At 42.9% G+C, this 14,852-nt stretch carries 15 protein-coding genes; 5 read left to right on the top strand and 10 right to left on the bottom strand.

Annotated elements, in window-relative coordinates; all coding sequences use genetic code 11:
* Positions 1-86: 86 nt before the first annotated feature.
* The 4 genes from ACUNWA_RS12295 to ACUNWA_RS12280 are packed head-to-tail and all read right to left on the bottom strand — an operon-like array spanning position 87 to position 2,816.
* Positions 87-1,322, bottom strand: a complete 1,236-nt coding sequence (locus tag ACUNWA_RS12295) for an alpha/beta hydrolase family protein (RefSeq protein WP_445592212.1) — start codon at positions 1,320-1,322, stop codon at positions 87-89.
* Positions 1,323-1,350: 28 nt separating this feature from the next.
* Entirely contained in the window at positions 1,351-1,734 is a 384-nt protein-coding gene (gene folK / locus ACUNWA_RS12290) for a 2-amino-4-hydroxy-6-hydroxymethyldihydropteridine diphosphokinase (protein WP_445592211.1), read from the bottom strand.
* Positions 1,731-2,084, bottom strand: a complete 354-nt coding sequence (locus tag ACUNWA_RS12285) for a dihydroneopterin aldolase (protein ID WP_445592210.1) — start codon at positions 2,082-2,084, stop codon at positions 1,731-1,733. The genes folK and ACUNWA_RS12285 overlap by 4 nt, the downstream gene beginning before the upstream one ends.
* 3 nt (positions 2,085-2,087) lie before the next feature.
* Positions 2,088-2,816 (bottom strand): SDR family NAD(P)-dependent oxidoreductase, encoded by a 729-nt coding sequence (locus ACUNWA_RS12280; protein ID WP_445592209.1) that lies wholly within the window; start codon positions 2,814-2,816, stop codon positions 2,088-2,090.
* Positions 2,817-3,080: 264 nt separating this feature from the next.
* Here ACUNWA_RS12280 and ACUNWA_RS12275 point away from each other — a divergent pair, with 264 nt between their 5' ends.
* On the top strand, positions 3,081-4,181 hold the full coding sequence (locus ACUNWA_RS12275) for a universal stress protein (RefSeq protein ID WP_445592208.1): 1,101 nt from the start codon (positions 3,081-3,083) through the stop codon (positions 4,179-4,181).
* A gap of 97 nt (positions 4,182-4,278) precedes the next feature.
* Here the strand turns inward: ACUNWA_RS12275 and ACUNWA_RS12270 are convergent, their stop codons facing one another.
* The 3 genes from ACUNWA_RS12270 to ACUNWA_RS12260 all read right to left on the bottom strand — a co-directional run bounded on the left by ACUNWA_RS12270 (position 4,279) and on the right by ACUNWA_RS12260 (position 6,733).
* The gene (locus tag ACUNWA_RS12270) at positions 4,279-4,890 is read right to left on the bottom strand and encodes a riboflavin synthase (RefSeq protein ID WP_445592207.1); all 612 of its coding nucleotides are present in this window, start codon (positions 4,888-4,890) and stop codon (positions 4,279-4,281) included.
* A 168-nt stretch (positions 4,891-5,058) separates the two neighbouring features.
* Positions 5,059-5,874: an N-acetylmuramic acid 6-phosphate etherase gene (gene murQ, locus ACUNWA_RS12265; RefSeq protein WP_445592206.1), complete on the bottom strand. Its 816-nt coding sequence runs from the start codon at positions 5,872-5,874 to the stop codon at positions 5,059-5,061.
* Between the two features lie 10 nt (positions 5,875-5,884).
* Entirely contained in the window at positions 5,885-6,733 is an 849-nt protein-coding gene (locus ACUNWA_RS12260) for an ATPase (protein WP_445592205.1), read from the bottom strand.
* A 187-nt stretch (positions 6,734-6,920) separates the two neighbouring features.
* Here ACUNWA_RS12260 and ACUNWA_RS12255 point away from each other — a divergent pair, with 187 nt between their 5' ends.
* Together ACUNWA_RS12255 and ACUNWA_RS12250 are read left to right on the top strand one after the other, a co-directional pair.
* Positions 6,921-7,961 carry a dipeptide epimerase gene (locus tag ACUNWA_RS12255; protein WP_445592204.1) on the top strand — a complete coding sequence of 347 codons (1,041 nt, stop codon included), beginning with the start codon at positions 6,921-6,923 and terminating at the stop codon, positions 7,959-7,961.
* A gap of 642 nt (positions 7,962-8,603) precedes the next feature.
* Complete coding sequence (locus tag ACUNWA_RS12250; protein ID WP_445592203.1) at positions 8,604-10,115, top strand: BCCT family transporter; 1,512 nt, start codon at positions 8,604-8,606, stop codon at positions 10,113-10,115.
* 683 nt (positions 10,116-10,798) lie between these two features.
* Here the strand turns inward: ACUNWA_RS12250 and ACUNWA_RS12245 are convergent.
* From ACUNWA_RS12245 to ACUNWA_RS12235, 3 genes are all read right to left on the bottom strand, one after another.
* Positions 10,799-11,485 carry a hypothetical protein gene (locus ACUNWA_RS12245; protein WP_445592202.1) on the bottom strand — a complete coding sequence of 229 codons (687 nt, stop codon included), beginning with the start codon at positions 11,483-11,485 and terminating at the stop codon, positions 10,799-10,801.
* Positions 11,486-12,179: 694 nt separating this feature from the next.
* On the bottom strand, positions 12,180-12,593 hold the full coding sequence (locus ACUNWA_RS12240; protein ID WP_445592201.1) for a hypothetical protein: 414 nt from the start codon (positions 12,591-12,593) through the stop codon (positions 12,180-12,182).
* A 216-nt stretch (positions 12,594-12,809) separates the two neighbouring features.
* A complete protein-coding gene (locus ACUNWA_RS12235) occupies positions 12,810-13,784 on the bottom strand; it encodes a polyprenyl synthetase family protein (protein ID WP_445592200.1) in 975 nt (324 codons plus the stop codon).
* A 208-nt stretch (positions 13,785-13,992) separates the two neighbouring features.
* On the opposite strand from ACUNWA_RS12235, the gene ACUNWA_RS12230 reads away from it, so the two are divergent.
* Positions 13,993-14,298, top strand: coding sequence for an ArsR/SmtB family transcription factor (locus tag ACUNWA_RS12230; RefSeq protein ID WP_299578549.1), 306 nt, complete (start codon positions 13,993-13,995; stop codon positions 14,296-14,298).
* 96 nt (positions 14,299-14,394) lie between these two features.
* Positions 14,395-14,844, top strand: coding sequence for a 6-pyruvoyl trahydropterin synthase family protein (locus tag ACUNWA_RS12225; protein WP_445592199.1), 450 nt, complete (start codon positions 14,395-14,397; stop codon positions 14,842-14,844).
* Positions 14,845-14,852: the final 8 nt, after the last annotated feature.

Here is a 14,852-nt window from a genome sequence, read left to right as displayed (position 1 = left end):
CTATTTTGGCTTGTACATCAGGTGTTGACATACAAACAAAAATAAGGGTTTAACATGCTAAAAAGTATTAAAAATATCAGTTTTGACTATTTGTTTTTGAGGTCAAGAAACCAATTGATGGATGCGATTCCAAAAGGTAAGATTCCGGATTGGTGGTCGGCATCAGGCATGATAATCAGTTTGACAAGCTCGTCGTTCACATTTAAGGCTTTAAAGTCCTGATGCATCTCAACGGATAATTCCAGCGGCACGTAGGTGTCGTTTTCGCCATGAAATAAGCGGGTAGGGCTTGTCGTTTGCCAGGCATCGATACTGCTGTTGGTCAAAGCCGTCTGAAGGGATTGGTACTTGGCATTGGTGGCAAATCCGGTGCGAAAATCGGCTTGAAACAGGTCTTCAACTTGTGTGTTAAGCTCGTCATTGATTTCGCCTCCGGTGGTAACGCCATTAAACAGGTCGGGAATCTTGGCCGCATATTCATTAGCAAAGATCTCATTCAACGGATTGCTGTATTTCCCGTGCACATGGTAGGCTTGCATGAGGTAGGCCAGAAAATACGGCATGGGGTAGCTGTCTTGTCCGACAAGCAATTCATTCAGACGATTCAAGTTGTAAGGCCCGGCACCACAGGAACTAGCTTTAAGCTGGTAATCTTCCAGTCCGTTTTGTTCTATTTCGTGCTTCAGCTGCATGGTCGACCATCCGCCCTGCGAGTAGCCCATCAGGTATAAATCTTCGTTAAGTGAGGCGGTAATATGATCTTGGCTCACAAATTCGCGGGTTGCTTTTAGCAAATCGACCAGGCTGGGAAGGGTGTCGTCTTTTTCAAGGTAAGGATGAAAGACCTGGGTAGACTCGCCAAAGCCGGGGTAGTCGGGGATGACCACAATAAATCCCAGCGAAGCGAAATTTTTTAGAACCAGAAAAAGCTCGTTGGATCGATCAACTGTTGGTGCCTTACTGTATTCAACGTTAGTGCCATTTTGAAAGCTGATTACCGGGTAGTTGCCCGGCTTGTCCGGAACCGATATCAAGCCCGACACCAATAATGGTTCGCCTTCGAAGGTGCTGTTGTAGGTCACTTTGTGAACGACAGCGCCCGAGCTGACTTCATTGTCCATGGTGCCATCGTCGTCGAACTGTGCAGCCAGAACGGAAAATAGCAACTGAGCAGAAGTTTGCGAAATGGTGTTGACCTGTTTCTCTGACTCGAGAAAGGCAAAGGAGGTTTCCGAAGGTGCTGGGTCGTCATTTTTTCCACAGGAAATGATGAAAACCGCCAAAAAAAGGACAATAAGGCGATGGTGATATTTTCGATTCATGCTTGTAACTTTTAATGCAGATTATTCTTTAGTTTGATGTTTGGAATCCCAGCTCAGCGGCGGCCTGACGCAGGAAGTCACGCGTGTAATAGTCTTGGTCAACCACCTGCCCATTCCAGACCAGAAGGTCTAAATCAATGGTTCGGGGACCATCTTTTCGTTCTGTGCGGTCGCGTCCAAGCTGATTTTCAACTGTTTTTAAGTATTTGTTTAACTCTTGTTGTGACCAATTGGTTTCAATTTTGACGGCTCCGTTTGTAAAATCACTTTGTGCGGTGTAGCCAATCGGTTTGGTTTTTAGCATGGTTGACGTTTGTAAAATCGTACATGCTTTACCAATCAACTCCAGCGCCCTGGGAATGTTTGTTTCCGCCTCAATATTCGATCCTATGCCTATGATGCAGGTATTCATCGCTTGGCTTCCATTTCAAAAGAGACTGATTCGGCAAACCTTAGCGCATGAGGTTTATCAACTTCAACTTTGGCCCAGCCGACGCGCTCGTCTTCCATAATCATCTCCAGCAGGTTTTTAGTCAGTGCCTCCAGAAGTTTAAAGCGCCCCTCCTGCACGAAGGTAATGATTCGCTTTGTGATCACCTTGTAATTGTAAATACCATCTGGTTCGTCTGATTCCAGCGCTTCATCAGGGACATTCACTTCAATCTCGAGGTTGATTACCACGTCTTGTTTATTCACCAGTTCTTCCGGATTGAATCCAATAAAAGTTCGTATTAACAGGTTTTTTATGCGTATTCGTGCCATAGTCTATTCGTTTTTTCCCAGGTTTTCACCGCCATCAGCAAAAAGCAGTTGACCGGTTAGGTGCTTGTTTTCTATGATAAAGTCCAGGCTTTGCAAAATAGGAGTCAACCCGCCCGGCTTTTGCATGGGGATTCCTTTGGCTAAATTCCACAAGTAACCTTCATCCTTGTCTTCCGGGGGTAAGGTTACTCCCGGCGCAATGGCGTTAACCCGGATGTGCGGAGCAAATTCGAGTGCAGCCATTTTTGTCAATTCCCAAAGCGCTTTTTTGGCCAAAGAATAGGCGGCAAAATTCGATTTATTACTCGTAATCCGGGTATCAACAAAGTTAATGATTAATCCTTCGTTACAAACGTTGGCCAGGTCGCGGATCAGAATAAAAGGAGCTTGAAAATTGACCGTAAGCTGACGGTGAAACAAATCCATGGAGGTGGACTTCAGGTTAGAAGGTTCAAATACAGACGCATTGTTAATCAATAAATCGATTGATGAAAAATCGGCTAAAACAGCAGGGATAAGTTGTTGTACTTCTTCTTCCTTGGTCAGGTTGGCTTTGAAAATACGGAAACAAGCATCGGGAAATTGTTTACTTAACTCCTGTTGAAGCTTTTGAGCCGCATCAACCGAGGCATTGTAATGAATTGCGATATTCCATCCAAGCGATGCCAAATGTTGAGCTAAAGCTTTGCCAATACGTTTTGATGCTCCTGTGATTAGTGCTGTTTTTCTCATCCGTTTGACGTTTAATTAATGGTTTGTAATCAATGAAAACAAATCATTTTTAGCTGTGAAATCAGCTGATTAAAAGTACTGCTTTATGTCAAGAAAGACAACAGTGAGAGGGTGATTTTGTTTGTAAGCAATTCCTGATTTTAGAGGAAGGCTTCGTTGGATGTTTAAAAATATATTTCGTAAGATTTTGATAAACTTTTGAAACTTAAACAGGGCAATTCCCGAAAAATAGAACAGGGCTAATGTTCATAAAATAGAGTTATTATGGAAGAAAAAATTATAACTATCGCCATGTTGCCTTATTCCACGGCAGAGGTATTAAGGTCGATGCTGGAAGCCAAAGGGGTAGAATGCTCGCTGGAGAATGTGAACCTGATTCAGGGGGCGGTGGCCTCTGGCGTGAAAGTACGTATCAATGCGAAAGATGCCAATAAGGCATATCCGGTTTTGGATAAACTGCTGGGAAAGATCGAGGAAGATTATAAAAAGCCGGAAGATTTCATTCTCATCCCTGTTGACTTCTCCAGCTATTCATTGAAGGCTGCGGCAATGGCTTTTGAGATTGCCCGAATGCTCAAATCAGGCGTGGTGTTTTACCACGTCATTCCCCAACCCGATTATTTTACCATTCCGTATTCGGATGTGATGGCTTTTGATGCCGGACTTTATGATCATCTTAAAGAGCGGGAAGAGTATGTGAACGAGGAGTTTGCCCGGTTTCAGAAGCAGCTGCTGGAGCAGGTGGGGCCAGAAGCATGGAATTCGATAGAAATGGAGCAAATTATCAAGATGGGTTATCCTGAAGAAGATATTTTGGCTTATACTGAACTACATCCGCCACGGCTGATTGTTATGGGCATTAAAGGACCGTCGAATGAGCTGGATGCGGTGATGGGAAGTACTACTGCTGGTGTTATTTACAAAGCGAAAGTCCCTGTTTTGGTGATTCCGGAGAAAGCGCCCTTGCTAAATCTATCTTCCGTGAAGAAAGTGGTTTATGCGACTAACTTCGATGAAAAGGATTTTCACGCGATTGATAAGTTGCTGGCTTTGCTCAAGCCCTTTAATACGGAGGTAACCTGCCTTCACATTGGTAATCATGAGTATTTAGAGTTGAGCGAAGCTCGAATGAAAAGTATGCGGAAAGTACTGACGAAAAAGTACCCGGATGATTCGCTGACTTGTCAGATTATGACCGGCAAGGATGTGTTGACCGATCTGGAAAAGTACATTCAGGAGAATGAGATTGATATATTATCGTTGACCACCCATAAGCGGAACATGATTACGCGGATCTTTAATCCAAGTATTGCCCGGAAAATGGTTTTCCACCTGAAAACACCGCTGCTGGTGTTCCATGCTTAGCTATTCGTATGTAATCAATTCTTAGAAAAGAGCTCAGGTCGTTATTCTGAAAATTACTTCGGAGTAGCGACCTGAACTATTTTTGGGGAGCCTGTACCTACTCATTAAAGCTAGCCAGTTTGCTGAGGTACTTGCCAATAATATCGAACTCGAGGTTAATCACTGTTCCCGGCTCGAAGGTGTGAAAGTTGGTTTCCTCGTAGGTAAACGGGATGATCGCAACCTGGAATGAGTTGTCTTTCGAGTTAACAACTGTCAGACTTACTCCGTTGACCGTAACCGATCCTTTTTCAACCGTCATGTAACCCTGTTGTGCTTTTTGCTTGTCGAATTCATATTCGAAGGTGAAATACCAGCTGCCATCAGCTTCTTCTACTTTAGTACAAGTAGCTGTCTGGTCTACGTGTCCCTGAACAATGTGTCCATCCAGGCGGCCGTTCATCATCATGCTGCGCTCCAGGTTCACTTTCGAACCGACTTCCCAATAACCCAGGTTGGTTTTCAACAATGTTTCTTTAATGGCTGTCACTGTGTAGGTTTTGGCTTCGGTATCCACTTTTACAACAGTCAGGCAAACGCCGTTGTGCGACACACTTTGATCGACTTTCAATTCATCAACAAATGAACACGTGAGCGTGAAATGATAATTTTCCTGCTCTTTTTCAATGGCTTTAACTACGCCGTATTCTTCAACGATTCCTGAAAACATAGTATTTCAATTTTTTATGCTGCGAAGTTACCGAATTCGAAGGAATTCAAGAAATTGGTCAGTCGGCTTTTAGCCGGCAGAGTGATCAGTAAATCGTTGAAGACGATGGAGAACAATTGCATTCAACCGTTTTCGATCGTCTTCAGGACTTCATTCTGAGGAGTAGAACTATTGGTTTTTAGCTGCCTCCAGCACCTTGTTTACCGAGCCATGTAAGAGCAGTAGTCGTCGGGCTTTGGCTTCATCGTAAGCTAGTTCCTCCATGATCATGCGGGTTCCACGAGCAAGTAGTTTCTGGTTGGTCAGTTGCATATTCACCATTTTATTACCCTTAACCCGGCCAAGCTTAATCATCAGCGTGGTGGTAATCATGTTTAGAATCAGCTTTTGCGATGTGCCCGATTTCATGCGGGTACTTCCGGTAACAAACTCCGGTCCCACGATGGCTTCAATAGCTACATCAACTTGTTTGGCCAGTTCGCTGTTGGGGTTGTTGGTAACGCAACCCGTGAGCACCCCATGTTCGCGGGCTTTTTTAACGGCCCCAATCACGTAAGGTGTTCGTCCCGAGGCGGCTATGCCAATCACGGTATCCAGCGGATTGATGTTGTATTTCTGCAGTTCCTGCCAGCCGAGTTCCTCGTTATCTTCAGCTGCTTCAACAGCCTTGCGGATGGCTTGGTCGCCGCCGGCAATCATCCCTATCACGAGGTCGTAGCCTACGCCGTAAGTTGGCGGTATTTCTGATGCATCCAGAATGCCAAGTCGTCCGCTGGTGCCTGCTCCAACATAAAACAGGCGTCCTCCTTTCGTCATTCGTTCCACGGCTTGTTCCACCAACTGCTCAATTTGTGGAATGGTTTTTTGTACGGCAGGAAGTACTTTGCAGTCTTCTTGATGAATATTTTCAAGCAATTGCTTTACATCCATCTCTTCGAGCTTGTTGTAAAGCGAGTCGGCTTCTGTTATACTTTCTAAAGTCATTTTTTCTTATTTATTCTCCGGAACGTTCATGATATTCCTTCAATTTTTCGATGGGACCTTTCAAAATGAATGGTTTTTGAAAGTGGTATTGAGCGGCTAACTCTTCAACCGTTTCCTTGAAATTCCAGGCTACCGAGCCCACAAATCCTAACGAAAATTGGTTGGCCTCGGGTATTTGAAGAATATTGCGGTCGAAAAATTCCTTCGCACTGGACGTTATTAACTCCTGGCAATAGAGTTTGTGGCTGTTTTTCGATAAAAAGGGCGCAAAGCCCGCCAGGTATTTATTCGGTCGTTCGGTCCGGTAAACGGCATTGAGAACCTCGGCTTCGGTTAGAATAAACTCTTGTCTGAACAGGTTTTGCACATCGATTGGCATGATGTTTTTGAAAAAATCACCCAGCAATTTCCTCCCTAAAACGGCGCCACTAAACTCATCTCCCAGGATGAAACCTAAGGGCGGAACCCGGGTCATTATTCGTTCGCCATCGTAAAGGCAGGTATTCGAACCTGTTCCTACAATGCAGGCTATTCCCGCTTCGGAGCCAAACAAAGCACGCGAAGCACCCAGTATGTCGCTGTGTGTTTCGGCCGGAACGTTCGGATACAGTTGATTCAGTGCTGTTCTGATTACATCACCTCGTTCCTGATTGACAATGCCTGCTCCATAGAAATAGATTTTGGTGAGGGTACATCCCGCAGGGAGCAATAGCTTGTCCCGGAGTTCTTCATAAATATCTTCACTGGTTCGGAAAAACGGATTAATTCCTTTGGTTTGGAAAGACAGCGTTCCTTCTGATACTCCTGTCAATAACCAATCGGTTTTTGTTGATCCACTATCGGCAATTAGTATACTCATGCTGTAAAGATACAGATTTTTGGAAGTATGAAACCTTAGTTGCTGAGAGGGGATGAATGGACTGAAAATTAAATCTTTCAGGGCATTAAAAAATTTCGTTTCTTCATAAGAAGAATAAGTCCCTTTCGGTTGAAAATAGAAGCCTCAATGGCTGGAGGTGAATAAAAAGGGTTTTGTAAGTAGCAAAATGAATACGAAAAGACTGGCACTGCGTTTTAAACCTTACGCGCTTGAGCTGAAGCACGCGTTTACCCTGGCAGGAAGTTCACGCACCACCACGCCGGTGATGCTGACCGAGCTGGAGTATGAAGGCGTTACAGGCTATGGTGAAGCCTCCATGCCGCCGTATTTGGGCGAAAGCTATGAAACAGTCACCCGCTTTTTAGCAGCGCTTGATTTGGGGCAGTTTAGCGATCCTTTTCAGGTGGACAGCATACTGAATTACGTAGATCATACCGCAGCCGTAAATTGTGCCGCCAAAGCCTCGGTGGATATTGCTTTGCACGACCTGCTTGGGAAATTGATGGGCCAGCCCTGTTATAAAATGTGGGCTTACGATTCGGCACTGACACCCAATACCTCATTCACCATTGGGATTGACAGCCGCGAGGTGGTTCGCCAAAAGATGAAGGAAGCGGCGCCCTTTAAAATACTGAAAGTAAAGCTGGGACGCGATAACGATCAGGCGATGATTGAAACCATCCGGGAGCTAACCGATGTGCCTCTTTGTGTTGATGTCAACCAAGGTTGGCACGACAGGCAAGCCGCGTTGGATATGATTTATTGGCTGGAGGAGAAAGGAGTGGTCTTTGTTGAACAGCCCATGCCCCAAACGGCGCTGGACGATATGGCCTGGCTTACGCAGCACAGTCCGCTGCCAACCATTGCCGATGAGGCCCTGCAGCGGCTTGACGATGTTAAAAAAGCGCACGGGGTGTATGCCGGCATCAACATTAAGCTGATGAAATGCACGGGGATGCGCGAGGCCCGCAAAATGATTAAGCTGGCCAAAGCACTCGATCTGAAAGTGATGATAGGCTGCATGACCGAAACCTCCTGCGCTGTATCCGCTGCCGCGCAGCTATCACCCCGGGCCGATTGGGCTGACCTGGATGGCAACCTCCTCATAGCTAACGATCCCTTTATAGGTGTTCAGGTGGTGGATGGTAAAGTGGTCTTGAATGACGGGCCGGGAATCGGGGTTAAGCCGAGATATTCATTCATGTAACGATGGTTCTTAACGGCACGTTTTATCATTTGGTAATGGGGCGTTGCCCCAAAGCTCCAGTTCCTTTTTTGCCTTGATGCCAAAATAGAACAATTCCAGACCAATTTTAATGGTTCGATTCTACATATGCTGATTTTAGGTGCAATCGTGCGGCAGCCAGGGCAACAAATTGGTAAAAAAAACTAAACGCAGATGCAAGGATGCAAAGCGCTTATTACTAAAGAGTTAGACTTAATGGCTGCTCGTGTGTAAATGATTCTTAATCAGCTGTTTTCAAAAATTTAACAGAGTTTTGTAGTAAAAATATAAATGTATTTCGTTATTTCGCACCCTTAAAATTTTTTAGCTATCGGTTTTTACAAGAGATTTATGAATCAGACTGTCGCATGGGCCGTTCTTCAACCCAGCATAGTAAATGATATTACGGGAAGCAGTGTAGAAAGTAGTGAACTAGAGGTCCCCCCCTAAGGAAAGCCACTCCAATGCAATTAATTCTTATTTCAAATTCTTAGTGCCAGACAAGGAAGAAAACTTATCAGGCAGCTACTTCCATTTTGGCGTACTCCACCTGGAGAAGGTTTCAGGTCAAGAAAATACATTTTAAATCATTAATGGAAGTCCTTAATTTCTTAAGCAATAGTAATGAATAATTTCAAGAACAAGTATTTTGATATCTCAAAGCCGGTTTTCATTCCGGCAGCAATAATAACCTTTTTATTTGTCAGTTTTACTATCATTTTTAATAAAAGAACCGAAGCTGTATTTTCAGATTTTCAGGCTTATATGTCGACTAATTTTGGTTGGTTTATTTCACTAAGCATCAACTACTTTTTAATATTTGTACTCTACCTGGCATTTAGCAAATATGGCAGAATCAAAATAGGCGGGAAGGATGCAAAACCCAGCTTCAATAAGTTTTCCTGGGTAGCCATGTTGTTTTCAGCCGGAATGGGAATTGGTTTAGTCTATTTTAGTGTAGCAGAGCCCATGCTGCATTTTAATAATCCCATTATTGAAGGAGCTTCTGATGTTTATAAATCGCGCTTAGCCATTCGCAACACCTATTTTCATTATGGTTTTCATGTTTGGGGGATTTACATGTTACTCGGAATTGCACTGGCCTATTTTACCTTTAATAAAAACGCGCCATTATCCTTAAAATCGACCTTGATTCCGTTATTTGGCAATCGGATGAATGGATGGCCTGGCTATCTGATTGATGTAATTGCGGTTTTAGCAACACTATTTGGACTAGCGACCTCACTAGGCTTTGGTGCATTACAATTCAGTACCGGCTTATCTGTCTATTTTGGTTTAGAAAACGCCACCTGTTTACAAGTGTGTTCCATCATAGGAATAACTTTAATTGCGACCATCTCTGTTGTAACGGGTTTAAATAAAGGACTAAAATATTTAAGTAATGCCAATATTGTTATCGCACTAATTGTTTTTGCATTTGTGCTAATCTTAGGGAGTACGGTACGCTTAATAGATGGTTTTGTGGAAAGCTTAGGGATTTACCTTTCAGATTTGGTTGAATTAAGCTTATTCCGAAATCAATCTGGTACTGCGGGAAACTGGTTTAAAGGCTGGTCGATGTTCTACTGGGTATGGTGGATTTCCTGGTCGCCATTTGTAGGAACTTTTGTTGCCCGGATTTCCAAGGGTAGAACCATTAGGGAGATTGGGATTTTTGGCTTAGTAATACCTTCTGTTTTTTCTTTTTTATGGATGTCTGTTCTGGGAGGAACCGCTTTAAATCTACAATTAGATGGTAGTATGGATATTGCATCCATAGTAGCGCAAAACAGCTCCATTGGACTCTTCAAAATGCTGGAGACCCTGCCTTTTTATGACATTAGCGCATTTGTATGCATTATTTTAGTAGGTACTTTTTTCATTACTTCATCGGACAGTGGCTCCTTGGTTGTAGATATGATGACCGCAGGAGGAAAATTGAATGCCCCCAAAGGACAAAAAATATTTTGGGCTTTTATGGAAGGAGCTATTGCCATCGCACTATTAGTGGGAGGTGGTTTAACGGCACTTCAATCAGCTTCTATTTTAACAGGCTTTCCTTTTGCAATTATTTTGGTGCTTGTTAGTCTTTCTTTGGTTAAAAGTTTAAAAAATGATGAGCAGTTAACGGACTAATCATTTAATATTAATGGCGTTTCCCGACAAAATGATTCGGTACGATTTGATCTAAAAAGCGTACCGAGCGAATAGGCAGAAACGTCCTCGTTTTTCCCCAAGATACAACCCGCTGGCTTTTCGCCGGCGGGTTTATTTTTGGGGTAATCCGGGATAGGAATAAAGCCGTTCAGTTTTGGTTCTAGCCTCCTGGCTCTTCACATTCAATCATCTGAATATCCAGCAGTCTAAACTTTATTGCTTTTGTTGAATTGCACCGCGGGCTAAAGGGAGTTCGAAATGCATTTTTCCCATCTGTAAATGGGGTGTTGCCCCGGAACCCCAGTTTCTTTTTTGCCTTGATGCCAAAAAGGAACCAAAAAAAAAAGCAAGGCTGACTAGCCTTTTGAAAGAAAACTACGGGTCAGTCATTCCCCGAAAACCAATTCCTCCCTTTGGTCGTCAAACAGGGTTTTCTTAGCGAGTACCTTCGCAAATTCCATCCCTTGTTTTCTAGCTCAAAAGACTCGTAGGCCCAGCGATCTTTTTAGAAGAAAGGCACAGGCAAAGTGAAGAGTCGCATCCCTCCAGCCTGGTTCTTCAAATCCAATTATCTAGTTATCCGAAAAGCCGAATATCTTATTATCTGTTGTGAAACATCACACGAAACAGGCTTGCCGAAGCGTGGGCCAGCGTCAGGTTTCTTAGTTGAAAATGATAAGTGCATCTTGTCCAATGGAAGCATCAATCTTTTGTTTTACCCAATCCATGTTGGTAGCTGTCTCAATTTTGTTTTTTGTTACCATGTAGGTTTTAAAGTAGTTCCCTTCCTCCGTTGAATTCTTCTTTTTATGTTGGAATTCAAGTTTTATTTTTTTAGCTGATAAAATCTTCAACAAGGAGGGAGATTCTAAAATATGGTCAGGTTCCTCAATCAGAATTTTTGTATCCTCGGAGAACTGGATTTCCATTTGCTTTGTTGATTCATCATAGTCTATGCGCAAGATATCCAACGATTCTTGATACGGTTCTCCATGCCAGTCTCCAAATATCTTAAGTGTTCCGCTTTTAAATAAATTCTGACCTTTATGATTTAATTCAGCCAACTCTTTTGGAGTCCTTTCCTTTGTTTTACTGCCTTCAGTCGGCTTCAGGTTATCTAGATCAGGAGAAGCAACGATAACAGTCATAAAATCAAAAATTCCATTACGTTGGATTTTTTTGAAAATTAGGATTGCACTCCAAACAGCTAGTAGCCCCATGATTATACAAATAATGATCCCGGTTAGACTCTGAAGCTCATTGTAAATTAGCACTCCCAAAATTCCTGCAATTATTAAAGGTGCAATTCCTGCTAATATTCCGGCAATAAAGTTGATTAGTTTTCTCATCGTCTTTTTGTTTAAAATTGACTTGGCTAATCTTTAGCAAGCCATTTATTAGTTGTTTCCAAAATACGAAACCCAAGTGATGAAATGAATTATATTTTTATGTTGTAGAGACATTCAGTCACTGCTCGCGCCCGCTTAGAGCGAGCTGGAAATACTACACGATATAATTCGATGACTGCAAGAGCCAATTTAGTAAAACTAACTGATCATAAGCTTACTTTTTCAAAAGTTTTTGAGTCATTTTCATTTTTTTGGGTGCTGGCTGAGGCTCAGCCAGGGTGTTTATAATTGGTTTGGGCTTAGCTGAGCCTTGGCCGAAGTCAAAAAATAGTAAGGCGGCAAAGCGGTGGCTTTGTGTCGGAACTCGAGTTCGTGAGTACCTAAGTTCGTTAGTACATAAGATGGATGTGTTCCTTTCTTTGCGCCTTTGCGGTTAAGAAGAGTGTTTTCAGTTTAAAGAAACTTGTCCTTTTGACTTGATTCAAAAGAACGAAAAAATCAAGGCTGACCAGCCTTTTGAACGAAAACTTCGGCTCAGTCACTCCCTGAAAACCAACTCCTCGCGTTGGTCGTCAAACAAGGTTTTATTAGCGAGTCCCTGCGCAAATTCCATCCCTTGCTTTCTAATTCAAAAGACTCGTAGGCCAACAGAGACTTGCGGGTTTTAGCTACAATCCTGCGGTGGTGAGGTTTTTCATTTAACTGAGATTTGCTTCTCTAAAAAACTATTGTCAGGTTGTTTTGCCTTAATTGTGTAAGTACCTTTTTCTTTGATTTGATAGTTTAGTGTTTCATTGTCAAGATAAACCATCACAGTCGGACAGATACTTGAGCTATTGTCAAATTTGCCCCATGCTTTAATTGTTATGTTATTCCCTTGTTGTTTTGTCTCGAATTGCAAAAATTGATAGCATCCATTGGTTCCAATCGTTCCATAAAGCCTCATATCAAAAGGTTCGTTAATTGTAATGTTATCGGGAACCTGAATACTGTCAACTCGGATTAAAAAAGGTTCATAATTGGGGTGGTGTTCTTCTTCGGAGGAAGATACAATGCTTAGCAGTATTAAAGAGCTAAGGCAGATTAATAGTGCATTAATCGTTTTCATTGTGCTTTTTAAAAGTTCTGCATGTGTTCGATAATTAGATGTAAAACTTTCAAAAAGGTTGCTTTTTGTTTTCTTCGAGGTGATTGCATTGCGTGTTTATGGGAAGAAAGGCACAGGCATAGGTGAAAGCCCTCTGTTCAGTCTGGGTTCTAGTATCTTGGCTCCTGATTCTTCAAATCCAATAATCAGAACATCCAGCAATCCGAATATCCGAGCCTACTTTTTCCGGGTAGTTATGTAGTTTACCAGCTCGATTAGAGCGGTGCGGGAGTCCGATTCGGGGAATTCGTTGATGGCCGTAATGGCGCGGTCGCGGTAGTAATTCATTTGCTCGGTGGCATAGTCCAGTCCGCCGCGTTCCACCACCAGCTCAACCAGTTCCTGCACCTTGGCGGTGTTTTTGTTTTTGCGCTTCACCTCGTGTAAAATGCGGCGTTTTTCCTTGTCGTCCGAATTGCTCAGCACATAAAGCAGGGGTAGGGTAATCTTCTTCTCCTTGATGTCGTTTCCGGTGGGTTTGCCCAGTAAGCCTTTGGCCTGGTAGTCAAAAATGTCATCCTTAATCTGGAAGGCGATTCCCGCGTCAATTCCAATCTGGAACATTTTCTCGATCACCGTTTCGTCATCCGTAACCGAAGCTGCCCCGATGGCCATACTGGTAGCAATCAGCGAAGCTGTTTTCTTTTCAATAATCTCGAAATAGGTTTCGTAGTCAATATCGAGTTTGCGGCTTTTGCGCATCTGCAGAATCTCACCTTCGCTCATGTCTTTTACCGAGCGACTGATGAGGTGCAGGAAGTTGTATTTTTTGTTGTCGATGTTGAGCAGCAAGCCTTTGGCTAAAATGTAGTCGCCCACCAACACGGCCAGTTTGTTTTTCCACAGCGCATTAATGGAAAAGCTACCGCGGCGTTCATACGATTCGTCCACTACATCGTCGTGCACCAGGGTGGCGGTGTGCAACAGCTCGATTGATGAGGCCGCCATATAAGCCGATTCATTAAATCCGCCATTCATTTTAGCCGCCAGAAAAACAAACATTGGGCGCATTTGTTTGCCTTTCTTTCTCAGAATGTAATTGATGATGAGTGATAAAAAGGGGATATCACTTTGGATTGTGGCCTTGAAGTAATCCTCAAAGGCTTCCAGCTCAGTTTGTATGGGTGCTTTAATGATATCCAAAGAAGTCATTTGTTCGATTTTGGAACAGTTCAAAAATAGTAAATTAATTAAGTTTTTGCTTGTTTGGTCTCCGTCTAACACAAATTTGAGATGGTTTTGTTCATGAATTTTGGCTTGGGCGGGTATTTGTATTCTTTCTAAAATGAGATTCCACAGGTACTTTTATTTTACTTGAAATTAAATATTTATATATTTGCATTTGTAATTAGAAAACAACATGATAAAGATTCAGGAAATAGACCCGGACAGGTTGGAGATGGCTGCCAATATGCTCAAAGCAATTGCTCATCCGATGCGGATTGCCATACTGAAGCACCTGGAGGGTGGGAAAAAATTAACCGTTACGCAAATTCATGAGCTTTTGGGGATCGAACAGTCGACGACTTCCCATCATTTGGGTATCTTGAAAGATAAAGGTGTTTTGTGTTCACGTCGTGAAGGCAAAAACACGTTTTACTACCTGAAGCATGATGTGTTAAGTCAGGTGGTAGATTGCCTGGAGCGCTGTACCTGCGGAGAATAATGGATGAAAACAACGATAGTTTAAAAGCCGGCGGAAAGCCGGCTTTTTTCGTTTATTGACTGGAAGTTCTTAATTTCGCGGCATTAATATCTAGCGATGACAAAAATCAGAGTAAGCAAGCAATTTGGGTTTGAAATGTCTCATGCCCTGACCAATTATGATGGGCTGTGTAGTAACATTCACGGGCATTCGTATAAACTCCAGGTGACCATTATTGGTGAACCAATGTATAAAGAGGGAGACCCGAAAGATGGGATGGTGTTGGATTTCAGCGTATTGAAAAAGATGATTGAAAAGCATGTTGTAGAGCCATTTGATCACTCGTTGATGATCAATAATGTGGCGGCTCACAATAAGCTGAGAGAACTGGGAGAGCTTTATGAGCGACAGCATTTGGTTAATTTTCAGCCAACAACGGAAAATATGGTTATTTTTATTGCTGATAAGCTCAAACATATTTTGCCTGAACATCTTGAATTATTTAGTGTTCGGCTGTATGAAACCAAGAACTCGTTTGCCGAGTGGTTCGCTTCCGATAATCCTTAAAAAATAGC

This window comes from Sunxiuqinia sp. sy24 (assembly GCF_052677165.1).
This window is presented reverse-complemented; position numbering and strand designations above follow the sequence as displayed.

Bases quoted from the DNA above. Each gene is read 5' to 3' on its own strand.
- ACUNWA_RS12230 (WP_299578549.1), top strand. From the start codon at position 13,993: ATGATAAAGATTCAGGAAATAGACCCGGACAGGTTGGAGATGGCTGCC.
- ACUNWA_RS12235 (WP_445592200.1), bottom strand. From the start codon at position 13,784: ATGACTTCTTTGGATATCATTAAAGCACCCATACAAACTGAGCTGGAA.
- ACUNWA_RS12240 (WP_445592201.1), bottom strand. From the start codon at position 12,593: ATGAAAACGATTAATGCACTATTAATCTGCCTTAGCTCTTTAATACTG.
- ACUNWA_RS12225 (WP_445592199.1), top strand. From the start codon at position 14,395: ATGACAAAAATCAGAGTAAGCAAGCAATTTGGGTTTGAAATGTCTCAT.
- ACUNWA_RS12270 (WP_445592207.1), bottom strand. From the start codon at position 4,890: ATGTTTTCAGGAATCGTTGAAGAATACGGCGTAGTTAAAGCCATTGAA.
- ACUNWA_RS12295 (WP_445592212.1), bottom strand. From the start codon at position 1,322: ATGAATCGAAAATATCACCATCGCCTTATTGTCCTTTTTTTGGCGGTT.
- ACUNWA_RS12245 (WP_445592202.1), bottom strand. From the start codon at position 11,485: ATGAGAAAACTAATCAACTTTATTGCCGGAATATTAGCAGGAATTGCA.
- ACUNWA_RS12285 (WP_445592210.1), bottom strand. From the start codon at position 2,084: ATGGCACGAATACGCATAAAAAACCTGTTAATACGAACTTTTATTGGA.
- ACUNWA_RS12280 (WP_445592209.1), bottom strand. From the start codon at position 2,816: ATGAGAAAAACAGCACTAATCACAGGAGCATCAAAACGTATTGGCAAA.
- ACUNWA_RS12260 (WP_445592205.1), bottom strand. From the start codon at position 6,733: ATGAGTATACTAATTGCCGATAGTGGATCAACAAAAACCGATTGGTTA.
- folK (WP_445592211.1), bottom strand. From the start codon at position 1,734: ATGAATACCTGCATCATAGGCATAGGATCGAATATTGAGGCGGAAACA.
- ACUNWA_RS12255 (WP_445592204.1), top strand. From the start codon at position 6,921: ATGAATACGAAAAGACTGGCACTGCGTTTTAAACCTTACGCGCTTGAG.
- murQ (WP_445592206.1), bottom strand. From the start codon at position 5,874: ATGACTTTAGAAAGTATAACAGAAGCCGACTCGCTTTACAACAAGCTC.
- ACUNWA_RS12275 (WP_445592208.1), top strand. From the start codon at position 3,081: ATGGAAGAAAAAATTATAACTATCGCCATGTTGCCTTATTCCACGGCA.
- ACUNWA_RS12250 (WP_445592203.1), top strand. From the start codon at position 8,604: ATGAATAATTTCAAGAACAAGTATTTTGATATCTCAAAGCCGGTTTTC.